We start from the raw sequence: 26000 nt of genomic DNA on the forward strand, positions 1-26000 counted from the left end.
GCGCTTCGTGTAGATGCGTTCATTCTGCTGAACAGTAACCATCATCACGGCATAGCGATGATTCAGGGCCCGTAACGAGGCGCCGTCCGCCGCGCAAAGCACGCCGGCTCGCGTGGCTTTTTGTTTGTTTCAGGAAGTTCACGGTATATTCATTTCAGACCCTCCACCGCGGCATCCCCCAATAGTCGCGGTGGAGGGTTTTCCAATCCCTAAATGTTGTCTTGGCATCTGCCGCCGGGTTCAGGCGACGTCCACCACGGCTTCCCTCAGCCTCCAGCCGCCACCAAGGCCGTCGCGCTCCAGCATCATGGTGGTCAGCGCGGAATGCGGATTGCGACCCAGCCGCACCTGAACCTGCAACACCTCAACATCCACGCGGCCCAGCCCTTTGGGCATACGGCGCTGCGCCTCCCACCAGTTCACACGTTCAAACCATCTCACCGCATCGGCACCGACGGCCCATTCCCTGCCGTTGCTGACCACTTCCGTCGGGCTGCCGTCCCTGGCCGTCTTCACCACCACATATTCCATAGCGGGAACACTAGGGACTGCCACCGACAAAATGGCGCCCTAGCGGAATTGAGCCAGAAGGGCGCGGATCGTTTTGCCCTTGGCATCTGCGTAGTCCTGCATGAAGGTCCATTTCTGATCCGCCAGCCTACGTTTGATCTGTTCGTATTCGATCCGGACGTCCTGGTTACTTCGCAGGTAGTCCCGAAACCGGATCATGAGTGTTGCTTCCTCGCATCCAGCGGTAAACACGTGCAAATTCACCTGCTGAACCTTGTGCTTCAACAGGCGGTGTTCGTACCACCCCGGCTCGCGGAGGTGGTGGAGGAAGCCGACGGCCTCAAGCTGGGGGATGTACGTTTCCTCAGCGGCGGAGTCTTTGACGAGCAGGACAATGTCGATGACTGGCTTGGAAGCAAGCCCGGGAACAGATGTCGAGCCGACGTGCTCCAGTGCGCTGTTTGAGGAGCCCAGCGCGGAAAGGATGTCGTCGCGGATTTCGCAAAAGATCTCCGGCCACACTACGTCGTATGCCACGAGCTCCACGCGCCCGTTAAGGGAATCCCTCCCGCGCAGATACTCGACCCCATTCACAGTCATGGGCCGATCCTACGCCCTGAACCGCGCAGGGCAACAAAAAACCCCGCTATTCCCAGCCACTCGGGCCGGGAACAACGGGGTTTGGTGGTGGGTCCTACCGGGATCGAACCGATGACATCCACGGTGTAAACGTGGCGCTCTACCAGCTGAGCTAAAGACCCAAACTGCCGGTTTTTCGTGCCTCAGCGCGTCAACCAACGAACATAAACTCTACCCGACGGGCGGGACGAAAAGCCAATCGACACGTTCGTCCCCGGCACGGGTCAAAGATCGGGGAGTTCGGCGGCGAGCCAGGTCAGTGCCTCGCTGACGCCTGCGTGGAGCTTGATGGTGGCGTACTGATCGCCCCGGGTATCGCCCCTGTTGATGATCACCACAGGTTTACCGTCCTTCGCCGCGTGACGGACGAACCGCAGTCCGCTCATCACGGTCAGCGATGATCCCGCAACAAGCAAAGCAGCGGCGCCGTCCACCATCATGTAGGCGTCTTCCACACGCTCCTTGGGCACGTTCTCGCCGAAGTAGACAAAGTCAGGCTTGAGCATTCCGCCACAGGCGGGGCAGGCAGCGACCACAAAATTGCTGATCAGCGCCATGTCGTCCACAGTAGCGTCGGCGTCGGGGGCCATTTCCACCAAACCGGACGTGGTGGCGCGCGCCAGGAAGCCCGGATTCAGTTCTTCGAGCACCCCCGCCAGCAGGTGGCGGGTGTAGGTGCGTTTGCAATCCAGGCAGACCACCCGGTCATAGCGGCCGTGGAGGTCAATGACATTCCGGCTGCCGGCGTCTTCATGCAGCCGGTCCACGTTCTGCGTGATCAACCCGGTGAGGAGGCCCCGCCGCTCCAGTTCCGCGGCCGCACGGTGCCCAGGGTTTGGATCTGCGTGCCGCAAGTGGGACCAGCCGATGTGGTTCCGCGCCCAATAGCGCTGGCGGTTGGCGGCCTCGCGCACAAACTCCTGGTAAGTCATGGGCGAACGTGGCACGGCGTCAGGCCCACGGTAATCCGGAATGCCCGAATCGGTGCTCAGCCCTGCGCCAGTCAGCAGCGCCAGCCGTTTGCCGGACAACAATTCCCGGACCCGTTCCAGTCCTTGAAGGTCCGCACTGGACAGCGCAGCAGGGTCAGCGGCTGGCAGGCTGGCGAAGCCCGTCAGGCCGATACCGTGCCGCTGCTGGTCCATGCGGCGTCAGGCCTGGTCCAGACCTGCAAGAGCATCCTGGTAGTCGGCGAGCTCGCGGGCCTGCCCACGCGGATTCACCACAACGTAGCGGATTGTTCCCGCCGCATCGATGATGAACGTCCCTCGGCCAGCCATACCGCTCTCCGGGTCGAAGACACCATACGCGGTAGCGACAGCGCCGTGCGGCCAGAAATCGGCCAGGAGATCGAAGCCGTAGCCTTCCTTCTCGGCATAGGCCCGCAGGCTGAACTTACTGTCCACGGACACTGCCAGGATGGTGGCCCTGGCATCCTCGAACGAGGCCAGGTTGTCCCGGATTTCACAGAGCTCACCGGTGCAGACGCCCGAAAATGCAAACGGATAAAACACCAGCACAACGTTCTGCCCGCGGTAAGAGGACAACCGGACAGGTTCCCCGAACTGGTTCACCAGCTCAAAGTCCGGGGCAAGCTCCCCCACCGCCGGAACAGTCTGCCCGGCTACGGCAAGAGCTGCCGTCACTTGTTCTTCCGGCTGACCAGGCGGGTGGCGCTCCAGTCCTTCGACACGCCTGCGGAGGTAGTGAGGTGCAGGCCCGAAGTGGGCGCCGCTTCCTGGATTTCCGCCGGCGACACATACCCGGTGCGCCCGGACTTTGGAGTCAACACCCAGACAACCCCGGTTTCACTCAGGGTAGTCAGGGAATCCATGAGGGTGTCGACCAGGTCCCCGTCGCCGTCCCGCCACCAAAAAATGACGGCGTCAACAACGTCGTGGTCGTCCTCGTCCAGGAGCTCGGACCCTGTCAGGTCCTCAATATCATCACGTAAGTCGAAATCGACGTCGTCGTCGTAACCGAACTCCTGAATCAGATCCCCGTTTTTGAAACCCAATTTTTCCGCCACATTTACCGAAGTGGCGGCGTCGGCCTCGCTCACGTGTTCCTCCAATGCCTAATACATGCAATACGCATAGTGATTTCCATTACTCCCAGCCAACACCTTTTGTGCCTGCGCTTCAAGCTGCCACCACCGCGATCCGCCATATTCTGCGTCACATCCGGCGCCGTCAGCCTGCATTGCAGCGGCTTTCGTCACACAACCAGTATGACGGCGAAATACAACCGGGACGCCATGGACGCGGCTACGCATCGTGCTGGAGTCACAGCTAGAGTGGCTGGTGACAACTATGCCTGCGGGGCGACCGCCTGGAACTCAACGGCAGACATAGGCGTGATAGGACCCTGCCCGGCGCACATGACCGGGCTGTTGTAACCGATACGTCGCACACGTCGCATTCATGCCGGACAGCCACCCTGCCCGGCATGTGGGCGCCGATGCATGCGCGCAAAGAGAGGTTGGACGTGGCTGCAGGAGAAGAGACCTCCCATATCCTCAGCGGGTTGACAGACCAGCTGCCTGATCGTGATCCGGAAGAGACCGCCGAATGGGTTGAGTCCCTGGATGCGCTGATCAGGGAACAGGGCACCGAGCGTGCCCAATACATCATGCGCAGCCTGCTGCAGCGCGCCGGCGCGCAGAGCGTCGGTGTTCCGATGGTGACCACCACGGACTACGTGAACACCATCCCCGTGGATCAGGAAGCGACGTTCCCCGGCAACGAGGAGTTCGAGCGCCGGTACCGGGCGTACATGCGCTGGAACGCGGCCATCATGGTGCACCGGTCCCAGCGTCCGAACATCGGGGTAGGCGGACACATCTCCACTTACGCCGGTGCCGCCACCCTGTACGAAGTCGGGTTCAACCACTTCTTCCGCGGCAAGGACCACCCCGGCGGCGGTGACCAGGTCTTCTTCCAGGGCCACGCCTCCCCCGGCATGTACGCCCGCGCATTTATGGAAGGCCGGCTATCCGAGGAGGACCTGGACGGATTCCGGCAGGAAAAGTCCAAGGAAGGCCACGCGCTCTCCTCCTACCCGCACCCGCGCCTGATGCCGGACTTCTGGGAATTCCCCACGGTGTCCATGGGCATCGGCCCGATGAACGCCATCTACCAGGCGCAGTCCAACCGCTACCTGCACAACCGCGGCCTGAAAGACACCTCGGACCAGCAGGTCTGGGCGTTCCTCGGCGACGGCGAAATGGACGAGCCCGAGTCCCGCGGCCTGCTCCAGCTCGCCGCGAACGAGAACCTCGACAACTTGAACTTTGTGATCAACTGCAACCTCCAGCGCCTGGACGGTCCCGTCCGTGGCAACGGCAAGATCATGCAGGAACTGGAAGCGTTCTTCCGCGGCGCGGGCTGGAACGTCATCAAGGTGGTCTGGGGCCGGGAGTGGGATGACCTGCTCACCAACGACGCCGACGGCTCGCTGGTGAAGATCATGAACGAGACCCTGGACGGGGACTACCAGACCTACAAGGCAGAATCCGGCGGGTTCGTCCGCGAGCACTTCTTCGGCAAGTCCCCGCAGACCAAGGACATGGTCGCGGACCTGTCCGATGACGAGATCTGGAACCTCAAGCGCGGCGGCCACGACTACCACAAGGTCTACGCCGCGTATAAGGCAGCCACCGAATTCAAGGGCAAGCCCACCGTGATCCTGGCCAAAACGGTCAAGGGCTACGGACTCGGACCCCACTTCGAGGGCCGCAACGCGACCCACCAGATGAAAAAGCTCACCCTCGATGACCTGAAGAAGTTCCGCGACCACCTGCGGATCCCGGTCACCGACGAGCAGCTGGAGAAGGACCCGTACCAGCCTCCGTACTTCCACCCGGGCACCGATGCGCCAGAGATCCAGTACATGATGGAACGCCGCGCCCAGCTGGGCGGTTCTGTTCCTGAGCGCCGCTCCAAGCACCAGGAGATCGCCCTCCCCGAAGCAAAAACGTACGAGGTTGCCAAGCGCGGTTCCGGGAAGCAGCAGGCTGCCACCACCATGGCGTTTGTCCGGCTCCTCAAGGACCTGATGCGGGACAAGAACTTCGGCAAGCACATCGCGCCGATCATCCCCGATGAGGCCCGGACGTTCGGCATGGATGCGTTCTTCCCCACGGCGAAGATCTACAACCCGAAGGGCCAGAACTACCTGTCCGTGGACCGGGACCTGGTCCTGGCCTACAAGGAATCGGCCCAGGGCCAGCTGATCCACCCGGGCATCAATGAGGCAGGCGCCGTCGCGGCGTTCACCGCCGCCGGCACCGCCTACGCCACCCACGGCGTACCGCTGATCCCGGTATACGTGTTCTACTCGATGTTCGGGTTCCAGCGCACCGGCGACGCCTTCTGGGCCGCCGCGGACCAGATGACCCGCGGTTTCATCATCGGCGCCACGGCCGGCCGGACCACCCTGACCGGTGAAGGCCTCCAGCACGCCGACGGCCACTCCCCGCTGCTGGCCTCCACGAACCCGGCAGTGGTCACCTACGATCCGGCCTACGGGTACGAGATGGGCCACATCATCCGGGACGGCATCGAGCGCATGTACGGGCCCGATTCGGCTGACCGGAACCTCATGTACTACCTGACGGTGTACAACGAGCCCATCACGCAGCCCGCGGAACCCGAGGAGCTCGACGTGGAAGGTGTCCTCAAGGGCATCTACCTCCTGGCTCCGGCGAAGATCGACGGTCCCCGGACCCAGATCCTGGCTTCCGGCGTCTCGGTTCCCTGGGCCATCGAAGCCCAGCGGCTGCTCGCCGAGGACTGGGGCGTCTCCGCCGACGTCTGGTCCGTGACGTCCTGGAACGAACTGCGCCGCGACGGCATGGCCGCCGAGGAAGAGGCGTTCCTGAACCCGGGCAAGCCTGCCCGTGTTCCGTTTGTGACCCAGCAGCTCGCCGGTGCCACAGGACCCGTAGTGGCGGTCTCGGACTACATGAAGGCCGTCCCGGACCAGATCCGCCAGTTTGTGCCGAACGAGTTCGCCACGCTGGGTGCGGATGGCTTCGGGTTCTCCGACACCCGTGCAGCTGCCCGCCGCTTCTTCAAGAACGACATCCACTCCATCGTGGTCCGTTCCCTGGAACTGCTGGCGCGCCGCGGCGAAGTTGATGCCCAGGCCCCGGCCCAGGCCATCGAGAAGTACAAGCTGCACAACGTCAACGCCGGTTCCACCGGCAACGCGGGCGGCGAATCCTGATCAACTCCTGCTGACCTGCTGTCAGCGGAAATGAACGACGACGGCGACCCTCACCGAAAGGCGAGGGTCGCCGTCGTCGTTCCCTGCGTTCCTGTACCGGAGACCGCCTGTGATGCGGGTCCAACAACGTTGTAGCCTTTACACAAATGGAGCTTGCCGGGCAGGCACCGTATGCTCGGAGGATGCCAGAGCCAACCACCCCGCCCGTGAAGCGCAAGCCGTCCTCGCGCAGCATGACACCGGAGAAATCCGAAACCCTGAAAAAGCTCCGGGCCAGCGTGGGCCAGCTCTCCACCACCACCCTTCGCCAGCTGGAGAAGTCGCTGCCGTGGTATTCCCGGCTCAGCTCCGATGAACGCTCGGCCCTGGGCATGGTGGCGCAAAACGGCATCGCAGCGTTTGTCACCTGGTATGAGCGGCCCAGCTCGCCGTCGTGGATTCTCTCCGACGTTTTTGGGACGGCCCCCACAGAGCTGACGCGCTCCATCAGCCTCCAGAAGGCGCTCCAGCTCATCCGGATCGTGGTTGAAGTGGTGGAAGACCAGGTGCCGGTCATCGCCCCCGAAGCTGACCAGCCATCCCTCCGCGAAGCGGTACTGCGGTACTCGCGGGAAGTGGCCTTCGCGGCGGCAGACGTGTACGCGAGGGCGGCAGAGTCCCGCGGTTCCTGGGATACGCGGCTGGAAGCGCTGATCGTGGACGCCATCCTCCGTGGCGAAAACACGGACGCGCTACGGTCCAGGATCGCCGCGCTGGGTTGGAAGGCACAGGAGAGGTTTACTGTGATGGTGGGCAATTCGCCGTCTGAACCCAGTGCCAGCTACGTCAGCGAACTGCGCCGCCTGGCGGGCCGCTACGCCGAGGATGCGTTGGTGGGCATCCAGGGCGACCGGCTGATCCTGATCCTTGGCGGCGTCCAGGACCGCGAGACCGCGTACCTGAAACTCAGCGAAATGTTCGCCCCGGGCCCGGTGGTTTACGGCCCGGAAGCCGGTTCCCTGCTGGAGGCCAGCGGATCAGCTCAGTCTGCCTTTTCCGGTCTGACCGCGGCGAGGGCCTGGCCCGCCGCTCCCCGGCCCGTGGCCGCTGATGACCTGTTGCCCGAACGCGTCATCTCCGGTGACGAAGCGGCGCGCCGTTCCCTGGTGAAGAACATCTACCGTCCGCTTGTCGCGGCCTCCAACGGGCTGGTCGAGACCCTGGGCACCTACCTGGAGTTGGGTCATTCCCTTGAGGCGACTGCCCGCGAATTGTTCGTCCACGCCAACACCGTCAGGTACCGGCTCAAGCGCGTCTGCGACGTCACGGGCTGGGATCCGCTCCTCCCCCGGGAGGCGTTTGTGCTGCAGGCGGCGTTGGTAGTCGGGCGACTTTCGACGCCGCCAAAAGCCCCGGCGGAGCGTCATCCGGCGCGGAATCAGCCGTGAGTCGTTGTAGACTTCCTACAATCTGACTCCTTGAGCTTGGTGCAGTGAAACACCGCTGGATGACCCCGTAATTTGGAAAGCTGGATACGTGCTTGCAATAGTCTGCCCTGGACAGGGCTCACAGACCCCGGGTTTCCTGGCCCCTTGGCTGGAACTGCCTTCGGTAGCAGGCCATCTGGCCTCCCTCAGTGTGATCGCAGGCATCGACCTGACAGCCCACGGGACCACCTCTGACGAGGACACCATCAAGGACACCGCCGTCGCGCAGCCCCTGATTGTTGCCGCCGGGCTGGTCGCCGCAAAATCGCTGTTCGACGTCGACCTCGGCACGCTTCCTGTGATCCTTGCCGGTCACTCTGTCGGTGAAATCACCGCCGCTGCCCTCGCCGGCGTGCTCACCGAGCAGGAAGCCATGACGTTCGTCCGTGAACGCGCCAACAGCATGGCCGCCGCCGCTGCCGTGACCCCCACCGGCATGAGCGCCGTGGTGGGCGGGGACCCTGCCGAGGTCATGGCTGCCATCGAGGCTTCCGGCGCGACACCGGCCAATGTCAACGGAGCGGGCCAGACTGTGGCAGCCGGAACCTTCGAACAGCTCAAGGCCCTGGCGGACAACCCGCCGGCCAAGGCGCGCGTCATCCCGCTGAAGGTGGCCGGAGCGTTCCACACCTCACATATGTCCCCCGCTGTGAGCGCCCTTGAGTCTCTGAAGCCGGCCCTCAAGCCGCAGAAGCCGCAGGTGCCCCTGCTGTCCAACTTTGACGGCCGTGAAGTGACCGACGGCGGCGCCGCCGTCGAAAGCCTCATCGCGCAGGTCTCCCGGCCGGTCCGCTGGGACCTCTGCATGGAAACTCTTGTGCAGCGCGGCGTCACCGGTGTCATTGAGCTGGCCCCGGCCGGCACACTGGCCGGGCTCGCTAAGCGCGGCATGCCCGGCGTCAAGACCGTTGCAGTCAAAACCCCGGACGACCTCACGGCCGCATTGGCACTCTTCGCAGAACTGGAGGGAAATGCATGAGCGTTCCCACGCTGAAACAGGTTCCCGTAAACGAATACAGCCGCATCATCGGCCTCGGCGCATTCCGGCCCGACGTCATCGTTACCAACGACGACGTCTGCCAGTGGATTGATTCCTCGGACGAATGGATCCGCCAGCGGACCGGCATCGTGACCCGTCACCGGGCCGCTGCCGACGTCAGCGTCATCGACATGGCCGAGGGCGCCGCCCGGGAGGCCCTGCAGCAGGCAGGCATCGAAGCCTCCCAGCTGGGCGCTGTCATCGTTTCCACCGTCACCCACCCGTACGCCACGCCGTCGGCTGCCGTCGCCCTGGCTGACCGCATCGGTGCGACGCCGGCACCGGCCTTCGATATCTCGGCCGCCTGCGCCGGGTACTGCTACGGCATCGCCCAGGCTGATGCCTTGGTCCGTTCCGGCACCGCCACCTACGTGCTGGTGGTTGGCGCGGAGAAGCTTTCCGACGTCATCGACAACCGGGAACGCACCATTTCCTTCCTGCTGGGCGACGGCGCGGGCGCTGTTGTCATCGGCCCCTCGGACACCCCCGGAATCGGCCCCTCGGTATGGGGCTCGGACGGCAGCAAGTGGGACGCCATCGGCATGACGCGTTCTATGCTGGATGTCCGCGACCTGAGCATGGCGGCCCGCCAGTCCGACGAGCCTGGCGACTTTGCCCTGCTCGAAGAGGCGCAGGAGCTCTACCCCACCCTCCGCCAGGACGGACAGACCGTCTTCCGCTGGGCGGTCTGGGAAATGGCCAAGATGGCACAGCAGGCTCTGGAGGCCGCCGGTGTCCAGGCTGAAGACCTCGTTGCGTTCATCCCGCATCAGGCCAACATGCGGATCATCGACGAGATGGTCAAGAAACTTAATCTTCCCGAATCCGTCACCGTGGCCCGGGACATCGCCGATGCCGGAAACACCTCCGCGGCCTCCATCCCCCTGGCCACCCACCGCCTGCTCAAGGAAAACCCTGAGCTCAGCGGCGGCCTCGCGCTCCAGATCGGCTTCGGCGCCGGGCTGGTCTTCGGTGCCCAGGTAATCGTCCTTCCTTAGGAACGTCCCACACAGGCCGCATCCGCGGACTGCACCGTTTCCGGCACCCCCTGCCGGCAATAACAAGAAAAGGAGCCATCAATGGCTAGCAACGAAGAGATCCTGGCCGGCTTGGCTGAAATCGTCAACGAAGAAACCGGCCTCGCCCCCGAGGCTGTGGAACTGGACAAGTCCTTCACCGAGGACCTGGACATCGACTCCATCTCCATGATGACCATCGTGGTCAACGCCGAAGAGAAGTTCGGCGTGCGTATCCCGGACGAAGAGGTCAAGAACCTCAAGACCGTGGGCGACGCCGTCAGCTTCATCGCCGGCGCACAGGCCTAGCCAAGGCTACAGCCCCTTATGGCTGACTGGACTGCCGGTCCGTGCTCAGGCCGGACCGGCAGTCCACCACATTTTTCGGCAGCCAGCTGCCCCACACGCGGGACCCCGCCGGATAACCGGATACGGCCTGCCCACCGACAGAGAGTGATCCAATGACACGCAAAGTAGTCATTACCGGTCTGGGTGCCACCACGCCCATCGGCGGCGACGTACCCACCATGTGGAACAACGCGCTGAAAGGGGTCTCCGGTGCCCGCACGCTGGAAGACGAATGGGTCGCCAAGTACGAACTGCCGGTCCACTTCGCCGCCCGCTGCTCCACTCCGGCCCTGGAGGTCCTGAGCCGCGTTGAGGCCAAGCGGATGGACCCGTCCACCCAGTTCGGCGTCATCGCCTCCCGTGAAGCCTGGGCCGATTCCGGCATCACCGAGATTGACCCCGACCGCCTTGCGGTCGCCTTCGCCACCGGCATCGGCGGCGTCTGGACCCTGCTGGACGCGTGGGACACGCTGAAGGAAAAAGGCCCGCGCCGAGTCCTGCCCATGACGGTGCCCATGCTGATGCCCAACGGCGTCGCAGCAGCCGTCAGCCTTGACCTTGGCGCCCGTGCCGGCGCCCACACCCCGGTTTCGGCCTGCGCGTCGGGCACCGAGGCCCTTCATCTGGGCCTGGAGCTGATCCGCTCCGGCAAGGCCGACGTGGTGATGTGCGGCGGCGCCGAAGCGGCCATCCACCCCATGCCCCTGGCCGCGTTCTCGTCCATGCAGGCGCTCTCCCGCCGCAACGATGACCCTCAGGGCGCCTCGCGCCCATACGATCTTGGCCGCGACGGCTTTGTGATGGGCGAAGGCGCCGGTGCGCTGGTGCTCGAGGCTGAGGAACACGCCCTTGCCCGCGGCGCCCGCATCTACGGCGAACTGGCCGGCACCTCCGTGACCGCCGACGCCTACCACATCACCGCCCCGGACCCCCAGGGCCTGGGCGCCACCCGCGCGCTGAAGGCAGCCATGTTCGACGGCCGGATCCAGGCCGAGGACGTTGTCCACGTCAACGCGCACGCCACCTCCACTCCCGTAGGTGACAAGCCCGAGTACACGGCGCTTCGCGCATCGCTGGGGAACCACCTCGACAGTGTTGCGGTGTCCGCCACCAAGTCGCAGATGGGACACCTCCTGGGCGCGTCCGGTGCCGTGGAGGCAGTACTCACTGTGCTGTCCGTCTACCACCGCAAGGCCCCGGTCACCATCAACCTCGAGAACCAGGATCCAGAGATCCCGCTCGACGTCGTCACGTCGGCCAGGGATCTGCCGGCAGGCGACATCGTGGCGCTGAGCAACTCGTTCGGCTTCGGCGGCCACAACGCCGTGATCGCTGTCCGCAGCATCTAGCAGCGCGGGAACAGCAAGTACCGCAGACGGAGGAGAGGCCCCGCCATGTGGCGGGGCCTCTGCTTTTTGCTATGGAGCGCCGCATTCCGATCCTGCACGGCTTCTGCCAGGACAGCGGACGGGAAGTACGACGGCGTGACGTCCGACGGCGGTCAACCCACCTGGTGGAGCCAGCGGACCGGTGCGCCCTCGGCTGCGTGGCGGAACGGTTCGAGTTCCTCGTCCCAGGCCTCACCCAAGGCCAGGGAAAGCTCGTGGTACACGGCGGAAGGATCGCCGGCGCCCGTTTCGTAGGCGTAACGGATGCGGTCCTCTGAGACCATGATGTTGCCGTGGACATCCGTGGTGGCATGGAATATCCCCAATTCGGGGGTGTGCGACCAGCGGCCGCCGTCAACGCCCTGGCTCGGCTCTTCAGTGACCTCGTAGCGAAGATGGGCCCAGCCGCGAAGTGATGAAGCCAGCAGTGATCCGGTGCCCGGGGTTCCCGTCCAGGAGAGCTCGGCGCGGAACATTCCGGGCGCGGCAGGCTGAGGGATCCACTCAAGATCCGTCCGCTTATCCACGACGGATCCAATGGCCCACTCAACGTGCGGGCACAGTGCTGTAGGGGCTGAGTGAACAAACAGCACACCGCGGGTCATTGCAACAGACATTCCATCCTCCATAGCTGTAGGTACGTCTTCCCCAACGACCTCTGCCTGGATGAAACTGCCCGGTGCTGTACGTTCCAGCGGCGGTGTTCCCTGCCTGAATATTAAGCTGTGTCCGGACTTGCGGTGACGCGCGAAGCGAAGTGCTTCAAGCGAAACTTGAAAGTTTCCGGACGTGACTCTCATTGTGCCGTACGCCGCGTAATTACGCCAGTGCGATTCGCCACAGGCGACACGGACCAGGATTTGCCCGGATTGGCGGGAACCCGCCGGCTCTCAGGCCCGGGGATGTGCCTGCTGGTAGCTGCTCCGGAGCCGCTCAACGGACACATGTGTGTAGATCTGCGTGGTGGCGAGGCTGCTGTGGCCCAGGATTTCCTGGACCGCACGAAGATCCGCGCCGCCATCGAGCAGGTGCGTGGCCGCGGAATGCCTCAGCGCGTGCGGGCCGGTTGCCGACGTATCTCCCAGGGCTTCGAAGAGAGCATTTACCACGGTCCTGACCTGGCGCTGGTCAACGCGGTTTCCTCTGGCACCCAAAAAAAGTGCCGGTCCGCTGTGCCCCGTAACCAGGAGCGGCCTGCCTCGGCGGAGCCAGTCGTCGACGGCCACAGCGGCCGGGACGCCGTAGGGAACTGTCCGTTCCTTGTTGCCCTTGCCCACCACGCGCAGCGTCCGGCGGTCCGAGTTGAGATCGTCCACATCCAAAGCGGCCAACTCCCCGACCCGCAGTCCGGTGGCGTACAGGAGCTCCACCATGGCCCGGTTGCGCACCGGAACCGGTGACCCGTCAGCCGCGGCTTCCTCCAGACTGTTCAGCAGCCTGAGCAGTTGTTGGGACTGCAGCACCCCGGGCAGTGACTTTTCCGCTTTGGGAGCCCTGAGACGGAGTGCAGGATCGGTCTCGATGAGTTCTTCCCGCATGGCCCACGTGGTGAAGGAACGCGCAGTAGCCGATCTGCGCGCAAGGGTGGCCCGGGATATCCCGGCCTGGCTCTGCGCCCCCAGCCAGCGCCGGAGAGTGCCCAGCTCCAGGCCCGGCAGATCCGTGACGCCCTCGAAGGCGGCGTATTCCAGGAGGCTTCGAAGATCGGACAGGTATGCCCGAAGCGTATGCCCGGACCGGGCCCGCTCGGCCGTCAGGTATCTGCCGAAGCCGGCAAGGGCCTGCTCAAACGCCCGGGACAGTTCCTGATTCTCCACTGTTCCACTGTCCCAGAAGTCCTCGAGGAATCCCGTACCGGACACAGGCAACTACGCTGATTCCTTGGCCCGTTTCCAGCCGCCCCTTTCTGAAGCTGCGAGCCCCAGCAGGCCTAGCCTACCCAACCCGGCCCGCACCGATTCCGCACTGAGGCCTGCAACTGCGCAGAGCTTGTCCACTGACGTGGTGGACCGCAGCGGCAGGGCATCAAGAAGGATCAGGTCCTCCAAGGTCAGTCCGTCATGGTCGGCCTCGGGCGCGGTCCCGGGTGCCGCAAGCCCCACGCCGCTTGGAGACGCCAGCTCGGCGATCTCCGCGGCGTCAGTCACGCAGACGGCGCCGCCATCCCGGAGCAGCCGGTGGCAGCCAGCGGAGTTGGCGCTGTGCACGGACCCCGGAACAGCTCCAACCGCCCGGCCAAGCGTCTCGGCGTGGTGGGCCGTATTCAGCGCACCAGACCGCCAACGGGCCTCCACCACCACCGTTACTGCAGCCAAGGCCGCGATCAGCCTGTTCCGCTGGAGAAAGCGGTAGCGGGTGGGCGCCGACCCCGGCGGCACCTCGGCGAGCACCGCTCCCTGGTTGCAGACCGCCCGCAGGAGGTCCTCGTTGCCGGACGGGTAGAACCGGTCCACACCACCTGCCATCACCGCGATGGTAGGCACCGCCGCTGATCCCCCGGCCAGTGCGGCCCGGTGCGCGTGGGCGTCGATGCCGTACGCGCCCCCGGAAACCACTGTGAAGCCCCGCTGAGCCAGGGAGTAGGCCAGGTCCCCGGTCACCGAGGCGCCGTAGCTGGTGCTGTCGCGGGACCCCACGAGCGCCACGCTCCGGGCCGGGCCGGGAAGCTCCTGTTCCAGGCCCCGCCACCACAGACAGAGGGGCTCCTGCATACCAAGGTCGCCGAGCTGGGCAGGCCAGAGATCATCTGACGGAATAATCAGCCGGCCGCCAAGGCGTGCCATGGTGGCAAGGTCACGCTCGGGCGCCAGATCCGGAATGCGGGGAGCCCAACGTTTGAGGGAGGCAGCCATCCCGGCCCAGCTGGTTCCGGCGCCGTTGTCCGCCAGCAGCCCGGTGATCTCCCGCTCCAGTGCCGGGCAGGCGGCTGCCTCTCCGGTGGCGATTTTCAAGGCTTCGAGTGCGCCGGTGACCTGTACGAGGGCCAGTCCGGCAGCGTCCTGCGGTTCCATGAGCCGTGACAGGGCGGCCCGGGCGATCCGTTCGTTCTCCATGTGGTTTCTTCCTTCACGCAGCTGCCGAGGCAGCCTGCCGGAGGCCAAGGGCCTGACCAATATCGTTGGTGTCGGGCATGTCGCGGTGCGACAGGTCCGCCAGGGTCCAGGCCAGCCGCAGAACCCTGTCATAGCCCCTGGCGGTCAGCACGCCCCGCTCCAGTGAGTGGTCCAGGATCCGGGTGGAGCCGGCCGGCAACCGTAGGGGACCGCGCAGAATCCGGCCGGGCACCTGCGAGTTCGTTTCCATTCCCAGCGGCTGCAGCCGTTCAGCCTGCCGCCGGCGTGCGTCGCCGACCCTCCGGGCCACGACCGCCGTGTCTTCTTCGGCGCCCGCCTGGCCGAAGTCGGCCAGTGACACGCGCTCTACCTGCAGCTGGATATCAACCCGGTCCAGCAGCGGACCGGACATCCTGGCCACGTAGCGGCGCCGCATCATAGGCGTGCACGTGCAGTCCAGGCCCTTCCCCGAAGCCTTGCCGCAGGGACAGGGGTTGGCGGCAAGGACCAGCTGGAACCGGGCAGGATAGGCCGCTGTTCCAGCCGAGCGGTGAATGACCAGCTCCCCGCTCTCCAAGGGCTGGCGAAGGGCGTCCAGGACGCGCCGTTCGTATTCCGGGGCTTCGTCCAGGAACAGGACTCCGCGGTGGGCCCGGGATGCCGCACCCGGGCGGGGCAGCCCCGATCCCCCGCCGATAATGGCGGCCGCGGTGGCCGAATGATGCGGATTTTCGAACGGCGGCCGCCGCACAAGCTGAACGGCCGATGAGGGAAGGCCGCAGAGCGAGTGGATGGCAGTGACCTCCATGGCCTCATTGTCGGCAAGGTCCGGCAGGAGACCGGGGAGCCTTTCGGCCAGCATGGTCTTGCCCGCACCCGGAGGTCCTGTCAGGAGCAAATGGTGGGCCCCGGCAGCGGCCACCTCAAGTGCACGCCTGGCTTCACCCTGGCCGGAGACGTCCGCCATGTCAGGGACGGCCTGAGCCCCCGGTTCGGAATCCCCGTGACCGGCCTCGTCCTCCGGTTCGAAGTCCAGGGCGAGCTCTTGCGGGTCTGCACCGAAATCGAGCGCCAGCCGCGCCAGCGTGCGGTACCCCCGGACGTTGGCTCCGGGGACCAGCGATGCTTCGCCGAGGTTGGCGTGCGCGACCACAACGTCCGGATAGCCGGCCTGCACCGACGCCATCACTGCTGGCAGGATGCCGCGCACCGGCCGCAGCCGGCCATCCAACCCGAGTTCGGCGATGAAGACGGTCCGGCCGGTGGCCTTGATGTCATTTGCGGCCCTCAGGACCGCCATCGTCACGGCAAGGTCGAAGCCGGAACCGCGTTTGGGCAGCGAGGCCGGGATGAGGTTGGCCGTGATCTTCCGCCGGCTCAGCGGAATTCCGGAATTCTTGGCCGCGGAGCGTATCCGCTCCTTAGCCTCGTTAAGGGCGGCATCCGGCAGGCCCAGGATCACAAACGCCGGCAAGGTCTGGCCAATATCGGCTTCCACCTCGACGATGTACCCGTTCAAACCCACCAACGCCACGGAGTAGGCCCGGCCCAGCACCACCTACCCCACCCCCTTGAGGTGTTCCACCAAGGGTTCGCCGCCGCCGTCGTCCACCACGGCAATGACGTCCACGCGCCGTAGCGGCATCCGCAGCTCCCGGTCCCGGCACCACGCCGAACCAAGCCGATGCAGCCGGGCGAGTTTGTCCGGCCCCACGGCTTCGAACGGGTGCCCGTAGTCCAGGGAACGGCGGGTTTTCACCTCTGCGATGACCAGGGCGTCCCCGTCCAGGGCCACAATGTCTATTTCACCTTCGGTGCAGCGCCAGTTGCGTTCCACCACCAGCATGCCGAGCGATTCAAGATAGCCGGCCGCGAGCTCCTCGCCGCGCCGGCCCAACAGGTCTTTGGATTTCATTTCTACCTCCGCAACCAGCCTGCAGTGGCAGGACAGCGGAGGACAGGACGCTAGTCCCGTATGTGAGTAACCCGGGAAAATCGCCCCATTTTGGCAGAGCTGTGGAGGAGCAGTGGGCCGGTGTCAGTTGCCGAGGTCAACGTCCTTCGGCAAGGCGAGTTCCTCGTTGCGGGGCAGTTCTTCGACGTTGACATCCTTGAACGTGAGGACGCGGACCGTCTTGACGAACCGTGCCGAACGGTACACATCCCACACCCAGGCATCCTGCAGCGTCAGATCGAAGTAGACCTCGCCGTCTGCGCTTCGGGCCTGCAGGTCAACATGGTTGGCGAGGTAAAAGCGGCGTTCGGTCTCGACAACGTAACTGAAGAGCCCGACAACATCGCGGTATTCACGGTAGAGCTGCAGCTCCATGTCGGTTTCATAGTTTTCAAGATCCTCTGCACTCATGCTTCCATCTTGCACCATCCGTGGTGCCATGGCCGCCGCGTCAGCCCCACACCAGTCCGGCAGGGAATCAGAGTTCGCCGCCCAGGAGGTTCCAACTCACCCGGTGGTACGGTGTGGCTCCGGCGGCGCGGAGCGCGTCCCGGTGAATTGCCGTGGCGTAGCCCTTGTTGATGTCCCAGCCAAAATCGGGGTATTCACTGTGCAGGCCGCGCATCTGCTCGTCACGTTCCACCTTCGCAATCACGCTGGCCGCGGCCACGCTCAGGCACTGCATATCCGCCTTGATCTTGGTGTGGACGGGGGCAGTGCACGCGAAATCAAGGGGTGGCTCGTCAAACAGGGAAGGCTGCCCGGCGGGCGAGAGCCAGTTGTGGCTGCCATCGAGCAGCACCACATCAGGACTGACTCCCGCCGCAAGGATGTCCTGCCACGCCCGCGTACCGGCGAGCCGCAGCGCAGCAATGATGCCCAGCCCGTCGATCTCCCGCGCGGAGGCGTGCCCGACTGCGGACGCAACGCTCCAGCGTCTGACCAGCGGTTCCAGTCGTTCCCGTTCGGCGGGGCTGAGGAGCTTGCTGTCCCGCACACCGGCCAAGGGCTTCTGGGTTTGGAGGTCCACGACGGCGATCCCGACGCTCACGGGTCCTGCCAGCGCTCCGCGGCCCACCTCGTCCACACCGGCCAGGTAGCGAGCACCTTGCGCTTTGAAGGTCCGCTCATGCCGCAGTGTCGGTGCTTTGGAGCGGACCCCGGCCGTCTGGCGGGCTGGAGCCTTGGCGGCGGTGGCCGGTATCACTGCGGACACTGCTAGCCTCCCGCAGGCACGTTCCGGAAGACGGCCGGATAGTTGTCGAGGACAGTGATCCGGTTCAGCGGCCACGCGATGACGGCGGCTTTGCCCTCCACGTCCACGAGGTCGACGAATCCGCCATTGGACTCCAGGTGCGAGCGGGAATCCGCGGAGTGGTTCCGGTTATCGCCCATGACCCAGACCTTTCCTTCCGGAACAACGACGTCGAAGGCACGGATCTGCGGTTCCTCAGCCCCGTTGACATACGTTTCATCCATAGGGGATCCGTTGATGGTCAGCTTACCGCCGCCGTCGCAGCAGATCACCTCGTCACCGGGAAGCCCGATGACGCGTTTGACGAGGTGCTGCTCGGAGTTGTCCGGCAGGAGTCCCACAAATGTCAGGCCGTCCTGGACCCACGTGAACGGTCCATTCGGTTCATCCGGCGCGGTGCTCAGCCAGCCCTTGGTGTCACGGAAGACCACAACGTCGCCGCGTGAGAGCGAAAAAGGCTCCGGAACCAGCAGGTTCACGAAGATGCGGTCGTTGACGTCCAGGGTGCTGACCATGGACTCGGACGGAATATAGAACGCGCGGAACAGGAAGGTCTTGATCAGGAAGGATAGCACCACGGCGATCACCACCACCGTGGCAACCTCCTTCAGCCAGATAAAGAGCTGGCTGGGCGCGGCGGGCTCGGTATTCGGTGCCGCGGATCGCCTGCCGGACAGTGGCGCCGACGGGCTGCCATCCGCCACGTCGTCCGAGGCCACATCGTTGGCAATCACGCCGTCGGAGGTCCCGCCGTCTGAAATCGCGTTGGCGGACATACCGTCGGCGTCGGCACCGGGGGCGCCCTCGCGAGGCGGCTCGGGTGTCCGGGCATTGTTCTCGGGCATTTACTGTCTGTCCTCTGTTGTTGATCCTGCCGCTGGCGGCCGTAGTACTGCAGCAAATCTATCAAGTGGCCAGACGATCTGGACCGGCCTGCCGATGACCCGGTCCGTTGGCACCATGCCACCGCCGGGCGCACCGAGCAGGCTGCGCGAATCAGCGGACGCCGAGCGGTGGTCACCGAGCAGCCAAAGCCTCCCGGCGGGCACCACCGCGCTGAAGATCTGCGTGCTTGGGCTGTCTCCGTCGAACAGGTATGGCTCATCGAGCGCCTCCCCGTTGACGCTGATCTTTCCGTGTGCATCGCAGCAGACCACGGTGTCCCCCGGCAGACCGATAACCCGTTTGACGTACGTGGTGTCACTGCCGGCCAGGCCAAGCAACTGCCCGGCCGCGGCAACGGAATCCAGCAGGGGGCCCTTCCCACTGTTCAGGGGAGCGAACGAACCCCTGCCGTCAAAAACCACAATGTCACCCCGCCGGATGGGTTCGGCGTGGAAGTCTGTCCTGGAGACCAGGATGCGGTCCCCGTTCGCAAGGACCGGCTCCATGGATTCGGACGGAATGTAGTAGACATCCAGCCATAGCGAACGCACCAGCCCGCTGATAGCCACGGCCAGGAGAACTGCCAGGAACGCAAAACGCCAGCCCATTCTTCTGGGCTGGCGTTTTGTCTGGTCCATGATCCGTATTCCTGGGGCGCTGTTGCGAAGGGCTCCGGCGCTGGCCTGGTACGGCTGGGGCCTGCTTTATAGGTCCCTGGGGACTTACTTCTTGGGCTGGAAGTCGCGCTTTTCCTTGATCTTCGCAGCCTTGCCGCGCAGGTCGCGCATGTAGTACAGCTTCGCGCGGCGCACGTCACCCTTGGAGACGACCTCAATCTTATCGATGATCGGGGAGTGGACCGGGAAGGTACGCTCCACACCGACGCCGAAGGAGACCTTGCGGATGGTGAAGGTTTCGCGGAGACCGTCGCCGTGGCGGCCCAGGACGAAGCCCTGGAATACCTGGACACGGGAGTTCTTGCCTTCGATGATGTTCACGTGAACCTTGAGGGTGTCACCTGCGCGGAAGACAGGAACATCGGTGCGCAGCGACGCTGCATCTACGGAATCGAGAATATGCATAATTGCACTCCTGGTGAACGCCACAGGTCATTCACTTTGGGTCACGGCGGGCAAGCCCGGAAGCACCGGAAATTACCGCCGAAAATTAAGTGGGTCCGGTCCCTTCACTGATTGAAGGTCCCGGGGTGTCCAGCTGTTGGTTGCGCTCCCCCTGTGGCAGGTGCGGACCCAGCAGACACAAAGACTAATTTTGCCACACTCGCAGGCCTACAGCCAATCGCCGTCGACCCCCGCCGCGCCGGTTCAGGCTGAGGCGTCGGTTCCGGTGTCCGTGCTGGTACCGGCCTGCCGCCGCGCCCGGAGGTGACCGTCGACGACGTCGTACCCGAGGTCCGCGAAAGCCGTCCGGTCGGCGCGTGGCAGCATCCCGGCGTCGAACGTTTCCAGCAGGTCCGGGCGGCGTTCCGCCGTCCGCCGGTACTGCTCGTGGCGGCGCCACTGCGCGATCTTCCCGTGGTTGCCGCTCAGCAGCACTGCCGGGACCTCCCGGTCCCGCCAGCTGGAGGGTTTGGTGTACACGGGGTATTCCAGCAGCCCGTCCGAATGCGACTCCTCCACCAGGGAATCGGGGTTGCCCACGACGCCGGGCAGCAGCCTGCCGATGGCTTCGACCATCGCCAGAACGGCCACTTCGCCGCCGTTCAGCACGTAGTCGCCGAGGCTCATGGGGCGCACCGTGAAGTGCTCTTCCGCCCACTCGATGACACGCTCGTCGATGCCCTCATAGCGGCCGCAAGCAAAAACCAGCTGGTCCTCTTCTGCGAGCTCATAGGCCAGGGCCTGGTTGAAGCGCTCCCCTGCCGGCGATGGAACGATCAAAACCGGCTTGGCTGGCTCGCCCGCTGTGGTCTCGGCGCTTACTGCGGCTTCACCGGCTGCGGCGACAGCGGCCAACGCCTGCGCCCACGGCTCAGGCTTCATCACCATGCCGGCACCCCCGCCGTACGGGGTGTCGTCCACTGAGCGGTGCTTGTCCGTGGTGAAATCACGTAGGTCATGGACGCGCAGGTCCAGCAAGCCGTCCTGGCGGGCCTTGCCAATGAGCGAGAGCTCCAAAGGCGCCAGGTACTCCGGGAAGATACTGACGACGTCGATTCTCATCTACGAACTTTCCTCCGGTTCGCCGGTGCCGGCCTCGCCGTCGTTGACCTCAAAGAGTCCGTCCGGCGGCGTCAGCAGGACAAAGCCGTCGGCCACATTGACCTCCGGAACGATCTGCTCCACGAACGGGACAAGGATTTCCTTGCCGTCAGGCGTTTCAACCACGAGCAGGTCCTGGACGGGCAAGGTGTGCAGGGCGGCGACCTTACCGACTACCTGCGAGCCCACCCGAGCTTCGAGCCCCACCAGTTCGTGCTCGTACCAGCCTTCGTCGTCGTCCTCGTCCAGCTCTTCGGTTTCGATGAAGAGCTTGGCGCCACGCAGGGTCTCTGCCTGGTTGCGGGTCTCGATTCCCTCGAACGCAAGCAGCAGGATGTCCTTGTTCCACCGCGCACTCTCAACAATGAGCGGTCCGGCCGAAGCAGGCTCCACCACAAACTCCGTACCAGGAACGAACCGGTCCCCCGGAGCGTCGGTCAGCACCTGGACCGTCACTTCTCCGCGGATTCCGTGCGGTTTGCCGATTCGTGCCACCTGAAGCTGCATCTGTTCCTCTGTCTGTGATCGTGCCGGGATTAGGCGATGTGGTGAAAGCACTCCGGCCCCTCCACCGTTGCTGGTGGAAGGGCCGGAGCAAAAAACTGATGTTGCCGAGCGCTTAGCGGCGGCGGTCGGTGTCGACGACGTCGACCCTGACCGGCTCGCCGTCTGCCAGTGCCGCCACAACGGTGCGCAATGCCCGTGCCGTGCGGCCCTGGCGGCCGATCACCCGTCCCAGGTCATCCTGATGAACACGAACCTCGAGGGTGTCCCCGCGGCGGTTGTTCTTCGAGCTGACCTTGACATCCTCCGGCGAATCAACGATTCCCCGGACGAGGTGTTCGAGCGCTTCTGCCAGCAATCTACTCAGCCTCGGTGGTCTCTGCTTCGGCCGGGGCCTCGGCTGCGTCAGACTGCTTTGACTTCTTGGTGATGGCTTCCGGGATAAGCACGGAACCCTTTTCCGGGGCAACAAAGGCAACCTTCGGAGCTTTAGTCTTCAGGGTGCCTTCCTGACCCGGCAGGCCCTTGAACTTCTGCCAGTCACCGGTGATCTTGAGGATCGCGGCAACCTGCTCGGACGGCTGTGCGCCGACGCCGAGCCAGTACTGGGCACGGTCCGTGTCCACCTCGATGTATGAGGGCTCTTCGGTGGGGTGGTACTTGCCGATCTCTTCGATGGCACGGCCGTCACGCTTGGAGCGTGCGTCCATGACGACGATGCGGTAGTACGGTGCGCGCATCTTGCCAAAGCGCTTAAGGCGAATCTTTACGGCCACTTTTGTGGTCACTCCTGTTTCAGAAAAGGGGTGAACCGACGTTCTGCACCCGTGGGGCGGGCCATACTTGAGGGTTCAAAGGACAGGATCCAGACGCGGAGAGAGGGGCCACGCAGATCGAGTACCTGTTTATTGTGCCAGATCAGCGTCCGGATTTCGACTTGACACGTACGGATGGAGCAGCCGGGCGGACCCGGCAGGCCGCAGCCGGCCTAGGACGACCAGACATAGACCCCGGTGCGCGCGGCGTCATCGATCGAGTTGGCCAGCTCAGCGAACTGCTGGACATACGTCCGGGCCTCGGCCGCGCCGAAAGGCATGTCATCCTGGGCCGCCCACTTTTCAGCGACATCGTCCAAGACATTGCCGTCACCTTCAGTCTCATAACTGAGCAGGTCCGCCAGCGCACGCACCATCGCCGGCGGAACCCCGAGGAGGGAATCACTGGCCACGTCAACCATGGCCAGTTCGTAGTCCGCGCCACCGGCGTGCACCGCAGCACCGGCAAGATCACCAAGCTGTTCGATTTCGAAATCGCTGATTCCGGGAATCCGCAGGGCTCGGTCCGCCGGGGAGCCGCCCGCATCCAGGACGACTGCCCGCTTCAGCGCGGCATCGTGCGTGGAAACAAAAATTTCAGTGAAGCCCATGGGAACAGCCCTCATTCCGTCGACGGTGCGGCCCAGAAGGGCTGCATCAAGTGCCGCCCCGGCCGTTCAGAATCAGCCTAGTACAAGGCGTGCCGCACATTTGGCATCCGTACTCAGCGGACGGCGACACGGATACTGTTGCGCCACGGATCCTCGAAGCTAAGCTCGGCGCCCGTGTGGTGCGAGGCCACGCCGGCGACCTTCAGGCGGTCGGCGAGCGCTCCGACGTCGTCCCCGGATGGGACTTCGATGAGCACTTCACCAAGGCCCAGGGTGTCCTTGCGGGGACCGGCGCCGCGGCTGTTCCAGACGTTCATGGCCATATGGTGGTGGTACCGGCCGGCGGAGACAAACAGTGCCTGCCCGTGCCAGCCTGCGGTCTTTTCGAAGCCCAGCGTGCCCACATAGAAATCGTGCGCCGAACGGACGTCGCCCACCTGGAGGTGGACGTGGCCCACGCCGGCTTCGGTGGCCTGCTGGCCGTTCAGGGATTCCTGGGTCAGGTGCTGCTCAAGGTAGCGCTGCGGCGGCAGTGCCAGGCTGTCCATCACCACATCCTTCCCGTTCCAGGACCAGTTTTCGCGGGGCCTGTCCCAGTACAGTTCGATGCCGTTACCTTCGGGGTCATTGAAGTAGAAAGCCTCGCTAACGAGGTGGTCGGCGCTACCGGTGAAGGACCGGGGTTCGTACTGGGCTGCGGTGGCTACCGTGACTGCAAGCGAAGCCTGGTCGTCAAAAAGCAGCGCGGTGTGGAACAGCCCGGCCTCGCCCCTGCCAGGCAGGCTCAAGGACGGGGCGGCCGCGAGATGGACCAGCGGGCGCTGGAGCCGGCCAAGATAGACGCCGCCGTCCTGTTCGGCGACAACCTCCAGGCCGAGCGCACGCTGGTAGTAGTCGGTCATCAGCTTCATGTCGCCCACCTTGAGCATCACGGTGCCCATGGAGAGGCCGGCAGGAAGGACATCCCGGCTGGTGGCTTCTGCAGTCATTGAACGCTCCCGGTCCGTTGGCCTTCGAGGCCGAAGGCGGCTATAACTCCAATTTACTTGAAGCTTCAATGCAATTCAAGTGGCTGGGCCGACAGGTTGCGACCGCATCCCCGTGACTGCTGTCACCAGGCCACCCTCGGCCTGTGGTAGCTTCGACTTGACCACACGGGAGCCCTTGCAGGGGCTGAGATCGGGCTGACGCAGCCTGCGACCGTTGAACCTGTCCGGGTAATGCCGGCGAAGGAAGTGAGTATTCATTGAATACACAAGAAACACAGCTGATCCCTGCCCAAAGTGAAGCCGACCAGGATCAACCGGTCCGGCCTGGAACCCAGTCACTGAAGTCCCACTCGCTGGCTTTCATCAATGATGACGCCACCGGGATCCGGGTTCCCGTGACCGAGATCGCGCTGGAACCGTCGCCGAACGGCGAGGCGAACGGGCCGTTCCGGACCTACCGCACGGCCGGTCCGGGCAGCGATCCGGTGGTGGGCCTCAACCCGTTCCGCTCGGAGTGGATCGCCGCCCGCGGCGACACCGAGCCCTACAGCGGCCGGGAGCGGAACCTGCTCGACGACGGCAAGTCGGCAGTGCGCCGCGGCGCCGCCTCCGCGGAGTGGAAGGGCGCGCAGCCCGTGCCCCGCCGCGCCGTCGAAGGCAAGACCGTCACGCAGATGCATTACGCACGGCAGGGCGTGCTGACGCCCGAGATGCAGTTCGTTGCCCTCCGCGAGAACTGTGAGGTGGAACTGGTCCGCAGCGAAGTGGCGGCCGGTCGCGCCATCATCCCCAACAACATCAACCACCCGGAATCCGAACCGATGATTATCGGCAAGGCTTTCCTGGTGAAAATCAACGCGAACATCGGCAACTCCGCGGTGACCAGCTCCATTGCCGAGGAAGTGGACAAACTCCAGTGGGCCACCCAGTGGGGCGCCGACACGGTGATGGACCTGTCCACCGGCGATGACATCCACACCACCCGGGAATGGCTCATCCGCAACTCCCCCGTGCCCATCGGTACGGTGCCCATTTACCAGGCACTGGAGAAGGTCAACGGCGAGGCCAACGCACTGACGTGGGAAATCTTCCGCGACACAGTCATTGAGCAGTGCGAGCAGGGCGTGGACTACATGACCATCCACGCCGGTGTGCTGCTGCGTTACGTGCCGCTGACGGCCAACCGCGTCACCGGCATCGTCTCCCGGGGCGGCGCGATCATGGCGGGCTGGTGCCTGGCCCACCACCAGGAGAACTTCCTTTACACCCACTTCGACGAGCTTTGCGAGATCTTCGCCAAGTACGACGTCGCGTTCTCCCTGGGCGACGGACTGCGCCCGGGAGCGACGGCGGACGCCAACGACGCCGCCCAGTTTGCCGAGCTGGACACGCTGGCTGAACTGACCCAGCGGGCTTGGGATTTCGATGTGCAGGTCATGGTGGAAGGTCCCGGGCACGTCCCGTTCCACCTGGTGCGGGAGAACGTGGAACGCCAGCAGGAACTTTGCAAGGGCGCCCCGTTCTACACACTTGGGCCGCTGGTTACGGACATCGCTCCGGGCTATGACCACGTCACGTCCGCTATCGGCGCCACCGAAATCGCCCGCTACGGCACGGCGATGCTTTGTTACGTCACGCCCAAGGAACACCTTGGCCTGCCGAACAAGGACGATGTGAAGACCGGGGTGATCACCTACAAGATCGCCGCCCATGCGGCCGACCTTGCCAAGGGCCACCCAGGCGCCCACGAACGGGACGACGCCCTGTCCAAGGCCAGGTTCGAATTCCGCTGGCGCGACCAGTTCGCGCTGTCCCTGGACCCGGTCACGGCGGAGGCCTTCCATGACGAGACGCTGCCGGCCGAGCCGGCCAAAACGGCGCACTTCTGCTCCATGTGCGGCCCGAAGTTCTGCTCCATGAAGATCAGCCAAGACATCAGGGACGAATACGGTTCGGCAGATTCGCAGGCGGCCATCGCCGAGGCCTACAGCGGGATGCGCGAAAAGAGTGCGGAGTTCCTGGCTGCAGGCGGGAAGGTCTACCTCCCCGAGCTTCGGATCCCTGCAGGGAGCTGACG

28 protein-coding genes, 1 tRNA gene and 1 riboswitch are annotated in these 26000 nt (G+C 64.7%); of the genes, 7 read left to right on the forward strand and 22 right to left on the reverse strand.

The window, feature by feature from the left end; all coding sequences use genetic code 11:
- Positions 1-240: 240 nt before the first annotated feature.
- The 6 genes from ACZYZ4_RS04800 to ACZYZ4_RS04825 form a co-directional block, all read right to left on the reverse strand.
- Positions 241-531 carry a hypothetical protein gene (locus ACZYZ4_RS04800; RefSeq protein ID WP_463858680.1) on the reverse strand — a complete coding sequence of 97 codons (291 nt, stop codon included), beginning with the start codon at positions 529-531 and terminating at the stop codon, positions 241-243.
- Between the two features lie 39 nt (positions 532-570).
- The gene (locus ACZYZ4_RS04805; protein WP_463858682.1) at positions 571-1110 is read right to left on the reverse strand and encodes a GrpB family protein; all 540 of its coding nucleotides are present in this window, start codon (positions 1108-1110) and stop codon (positions 571-573) included.
- A gap of 85 nt (positions 1111-1195) precedes the next feature.
- Positions 1196-1271, reverse strand: a tRNA-Val gene (locus tag ACZYZ4_RS04810).
- 102 nt (positions 1272-1373) lie between these two features.
- Positions 1374-2294 (reverse strand): NAD-dependent protein deacetylase, encoded by a 921-nt coding sequence (locus ACZYZ4_RS04815; protein WP_463858684.1) that lies wholly within the window; start codon positions 2292-2294, stop codon positions 1374-1376.
- A 6-nt stretch (positions 2295-2300) separates the two neighbouring features.
- Complete coding sequence (locus ACZYZ4_RS04820; RefSeq protein ID WP_463858686.1) at positions 2301-2795, reverse strand: peroxiredoxin; 495 nt, start codon at positions 2793-2795, stop codon at positions 2301-2303.
- Positions 2792-3211, reverse strand: a complete 420-nt coding sequence (locus ACZYZ4_RS04825) for a DUF3052 domain-containing protein (protein WP_463858688.1) — start codon at positions 3209-3211, stop codon at positions 2792-2794. Before ACZYZ4_RS04825 ends, ACZYZ4_RS04820 begins: the two co-directional genes overlap by 4 nt.
- Positions 3212-3609: 398 nt before the next feature.
- On the opposite strand from ACZYZ4_RS04825, the gene aceE reads away from it, so the two are divergent.
- The 6 genes from aceE (at position 3610) to ACZYZ4_RS04855 (ending at position 11596) form a co-directional block, all read left to right on the forward strand.
- Positions 3610-6378 (forward strand): pyruvate dehydrogenase (acetyl-transferring), homodimeric type, encoded by a 2769-nt coding sequence (gene aceE / locus ACZYZ4_RS04830; RefSeq protein ID WP_463858690.1) that lies wholly within the window; start codon positions 3610-3612, stop codon positions 6376-6378.
- Positions 6379-6560: 182 nt separating this feature from the next.
- On the forward strand, positions 6561-7805 hold the full coding sequence (locus ACZYZ4_RS04835) for a PucR family transcriptional regulator (protein ID WP_463858692.1): 1245 nt from the start codon (positions 6561-6563) through the stop codon (positions 7803-7805).
- 88 nt (positions 7806-7893) lie between these two features.
- Positions 7894-8823, forward strand: a complete 930-nt coding sequence (locus tag ACZYZ4_RS04840) for an ACP S-malonyltransferase (protein WP_463858693.1) — start codon at positions 7894-7896, stop codon at positions 8821-8823.
- Positions 8820-9881 (forward strand): beta-ketoacyl-ACP synthase III, encoded by a 1062-nt coding sequence (locus ACZYZ4_RS04845; protein ID WP_463858695.1) that lies wholly within the window; start codon positions 8820-8822, stop codon positions 9879-9881. Before ACZYZ4_RS04840 ends, ACZYZ4_RS04845 begins: the two co-directional genes overlap by 4 nt.
- A gap of 81 nt (positions 9882-9962) precedes the next feature.
- On the forward strand, positions 9963-10208 hold the full coding sequence (locus ACZYZ4_RS04850) for an acyl carrier protein (RefSeq protein WP_009359314.1): 246 nt from the start codon (positions 9963-9965) through the stop codon (positions 10206-10208).
- Between the two features lie 152 nt (positions 10209-10360).
- Positions 10361-11596: a beta-ketoacyl-[acyl-carrier-protein] synthase family protein gene (locus tag ACZYZ4_RS04855; protein WP_463858698.1), complete on the forward strand. Its 1236-nt coding sequence runs from the start codon at positions 10361-10363 to the stop codon at positions 11594-11596.
- Between the two features lie 152 nt (positions 11597-11748).
- Here ACZYZ4_RS04855 and ACZYZ4_RS04860 read toward each other — a convergent pair whose 3' ends face one another.
- The 16 genes from ACZYZ4_RS04860 to ACZYZ4_RS04935 form a co-directional block, all read right to left on the reverse strand.
- The gene (locus ACZYZ4_RS04860) at positions 11749-12252 is read right to left on the reverse strand and encodes a DUF3145 domain-containing protein (RefSeq protein ID WP_463858699.1); all 504 of its coding nucleotides are present in this window, start codon (positions 12250-12252) and stop codon (positions 11749-11751) included.
- 273 nt (positions 12253-12525) lie between these two features.
- The gene (locus tag ACZYZ4_RS04865) at positions 12526-13452 is read right to left on the reverse strand and encodes a tyrosine recombinase XerC (protein WP_463859074.1); all 927 of its coding nucleotides are present in this window, start codon (positions 13450-13452) and stop codon (positions 12526-12528) included.
- 51 nt (positions 13453-13503) lie between these two features.
- The gene (dprA, locus tag ACZYZ4_RS04870) at positions 13504-14688 is read right to left on the reverse strand and encodes a DNA-processing protein DprA (RefSeq protein ID WP_463858701.1); all 1185 of its coding nucleotides are present in this window, start codon (positions 14686-14688) and stop codon (positions 13504-13506) included.
- Between the two features lie 13 nt (positions 14689-14701).
- A complete protein-coding gene (locus ACZYZ4_RS04875; protein WP_463858703.1) occupies positions 14702-16246 on the reverse strand; it encodes a YifB family Mg chelatase-like AAA ATPase in 1545 nt (514 codons plus the stop codon).
- Complete coding sequence (locus ACZYZ4_RS04880; protein WP_111909355.1) at positions 16247-16603, reverse strand: YraN family protein; 357 nt, start codon at positions 16601-16603, stop codon at positions 16247-16249.
- 123 nt (positions 16604-16726) lie between these two features.
- Positions 16727-17053 carry a DUF2469 domain-containing protein gene (locus ACZYZ4_RS04885; protein ID WP_111909356.1) on the reverse strand — a complete coding sequence of 109 codons (327 nt, stop codon included), beginning with the start codon at positions 17051-17053 and terminating at the stop codon, positions 16727-16729.
- Between the two features lie 67 nt (positions 17054-17120).
- Positions 17121-17849, reverse strand: a complete 729-nt coding sequence (gene rnhB, locus ACZYZ4_RS04890; protein ID WP_463859076.1) for a ribonuclease HII — start codon at positions 17847-17849, stop codon at positions 17121-17123.
- A gap of 11 nt (positions 17850-17860) precedes the next feature.
- The gene (gene lepB / locus ACZYZ4_RS04895) at positions 17861-18742 is read right to left on the reverse strand and encodes a signal peptidase I (RefSeq protein ID WP_463858706.1); all 882 of its coding nucleotides are present in this window, start codon (positions 18740-18742) and stop codon (positions 17861-17863) included.
- Complete coding sequence (gene lepB, locus ACZYZ4_RS04900; protein ID WP_463858708.1) at positions 18743-19420, reverse strand: signal peptidase I; 678 nt, start codon at positions 19418-19420, stop codon at positions 18743-18745. It lies immediately after the preceding gene.
- Between the two features lie 84 nt (positions 19421-19504).
- Positions 19505-19864 (reverse strand): 50S ribosomal protein L19, encoded by a 360-nt coding sequence (gene rplS, locus ACZYZ4_RS04905; protein ID WP_056349088.1) that lies wholly within the window; start codon positions 19862-19864, stop codon positions 19505-19507.
- 243 nt (positions 19865-20107) lie between these two features.
- Positions 20108-20965 carry a tRNA (guanosine(37)-N1)-methyltransferase TrmD gene (gene trmD, locus ACZYZ4_RS04910; RefSeq protein ID WP_463858710.1) on the reverse strand — a complete coding sequence of 286 codons (858 nt, stop codon included), beginning with the start codon at positions 20963-20965 and terminating at the stop codon, positions 20108-20110.
- Complete coding sequence (gene rimM, locus ACZYZ4_RS04915; protein WP_463858712.1) at positions 20966-21511, reverse strand: ribosome maturation factor RimM; 546 nt, start codon at positions 21509-21511, stop codon at positions 20966-20968.
- Between the two features lie 112 nt (positions 21512-21623).
- Positions 21624-21866: an RNA-binding protein gene (locus ACZYZ4_RS04920; RefSeq protein WP_056349097.1), complete on the reverse strand. Its 243-nt coding sequence runs from the start codon at positions 21864-21866 to the stop codon at positions 21624-21626.
- Position 21867: 1 nt separating this feature from the next.
- Positions 21868-22284 carry a 30S ribosomal protein S16 gene (gene rpsP, locus ACZYZ4_RS04925; protein ID WP_463858714.1) on the reverse strand — a complete coding sequence of 139 codons (417 nt, stop codon included), beginning with the start codon at positions 22282-22284 and terminating at the stop codon, positions 21868-21870.
- Positions 22285-22496: 212 nt separating this feature from the next.
- Positions 22497-22934, reverse strand: coding sequence for a hypothetical protein (locus ACZYZ4_RS04930; protein WP_463858716.1), 438 nt, complete (start codon positions 22932-22934; stop codon positions 22497-22499).
- Positions 22935-23047: 113 nt separating this feature from the next.
- A complete protein-coding gene (locus ACZYZ4_RS04935) occupies positions 23048-23923 on the reverse strand; it encodes a VOC family protein (RefSeq protein ID WP_463858717.1) in 876 nt (291 codons plus the stop codon).
- A 155-nt stretch (positions 23924-24078) separates the two neighbouring features.
- Positions 24079-24186, forward strand: a riboswitch (TPP riboswitch).
- Here ACZYZ4_RS04935 and thiC point away from each other — a divergent pair.
- Positions 24181-25998: a phosphomethylpyrimidine synthase ThiC gene (thiC, locus tag ACZYZ4_RS04940; RefSeq protein ID WP_463858719.1), complete on the forward strand. Its 1818-nt coding sequence runs from the start codon at positions 24181-24183 to the stop codon at positions 25996-25998. Its footprint overlaps the riboswitch before it by 6 nt.
- The last annotated feature ends 2 nt before the right edge of the window (positions 25999-26000 follow it).

The sequence above is a fragment of the Pseudarthrobacter adonitolis genome (assembly GCF_055412845.1).

What these genes read in the sequence shown, in the direction of transcription:
- ACZYZ4_RS04935 (WP_463858717.1), bottom strand. Translation starts at nt 23,923, where the DNA reads ATGACTGCAGAAGCCACCAGCCGGGATGTCCTTCCTGCCGGCCTCTCC.
- ACZYZ4_RS04860 (WP_463858699.1), bottom strand. Translation starts at nt 12,252, where the DNA reads ATGTCTGTTGCAATGACCCGCGGTGTGCTGTTTGTTCACTCAGCCCCT.
- ACZYZ4_RS04800 (WP_463858680.1), bottom strand. Translation starts at nt 531, where the DNA reads ATGGAATATGTGGTGGTGAAGACGGCCAGGGACGGCAGCCCGACGGAA.
- ACZYZ4_RS04835 (WP_463858692.1), top strand. Translation starts at nt 6,561, where the DNA reads ATGCCAGAGCCAACCACCCCGCCCGTGAAGCGCAAGCCGTCCTCGCGC.
- rimM (WP_463858712.1), bottom strand. Translation starts at nt 21,511, where the DNA reads ATGCAGCTTCAGGTGGCACGAATCGGCAAACCGCACGGAATCCGCGGA.
- ACZYZ4_RS04930 (WP_463858716.1), bottom strand. Translation starts at nt 22,934, where the DNA reads ATGGGCTTCACTGAAATTTTTGTTTCCACGCACGATGCCGCGCTGAAG.
- ACZYZ4_RS04815 (WP_463858684.1), bottom strand. Translation starts at nt 2,294, where the DNA reads ATGGACCAGCAGCGGCACGGTATCGGCCTGACGGGCTTCGCCAGCCTG.
- ACZYZ4_RS04845 (WP_463858695.1), top strand. Translation starts at nt 8,820, where the DNA reads ATGAGCGTTCCCACGCTGAAACAGGTTCCCGTAAACGAATACAGCCGC.
- ACZYZ4_RS04850 (WP_009359314.1), top strand. Translation starts at nt 9,963, where the DNA reads ATGGCTAGCAACGAAGAGATCCTGGCCGGCTTGGCTGAAATCGTCAAC.
- ACZYZ4_RS04855 (WP_463858698.1), top strand. Translation starts at nt 10,361, where the DNA reads ATGACACGCAAAGTAGTCATTACCGGTCTGGGTGCCACCACGCCCATC.
- ACZYZ4_RS04805 (WP_463858682.1), bottom strand. Translation starts at nt 1,110, where the DNA reads ATGACTGTGAATGGGGTCGAGTATCTGCGCGGGAGGGATTCCCTTAAC.
- aceE (WP_463858690.1), top strand. Translation starts at nt 3,610, where the DNA reads ATGCATGCGCGCAAAGAGAGGTTGGACGTGGCTGCAGGAGAAGAGACC.
- trmD (WP_463858710.1), bottom strand. Translation starts at nt 20,965, where the DNA reads ATGAGAATCGACGTCGTCAGTATCTTCCCGGAGTACCTGGCGCCTTTG.
- lepB (WP_463858706.1), bottom strand. Translation starts at nt 18,742, where the DNA reads ATGCCCGAGAACAATGCCCGGACACCCGAGCCGCCTCGCGAGGGCGCC.
- ACZYZ4_RS04885 (WP_111909356.1), bottom strand. Translation starts at nt 17,053, where the DNA reads ATGAGTGCAGAGGATCTTGAAAACTATGAAACCGACATGGAGCTGCAG.
- lepB (WP_463858708.1), bottom strand. Translation starts at nt 19,420, where the DNA reads ATGGACCAGACAAAACGCCAGCCCAGAAGAATGGGCTGGCGTTTTGCG.
- dprA (WP_463858701.1), bottom strand. Translation starts at nt 14,688, where the DNA reads ATGGAGAACGAACGGATCGCCCGGGCCGCCCTGTCACGGCTCATGGAA.
- rplS (WP_056349088.1), bottom strand. Translation starts at nt 19,864, where the DNA reads ATGCATATTCTCGATTCCGTAGATGCAGCGTCGCTGCGCACCGATGTT.
- ACZYZ4_RS04880 (WP_111909355.1), bottom strand. Translation starts at nt 16,603, where the DNA reads ATGAAATCCAAAGACCTGTTGGGCCGGCGCGGCGAGGAGCTCGCGGCC.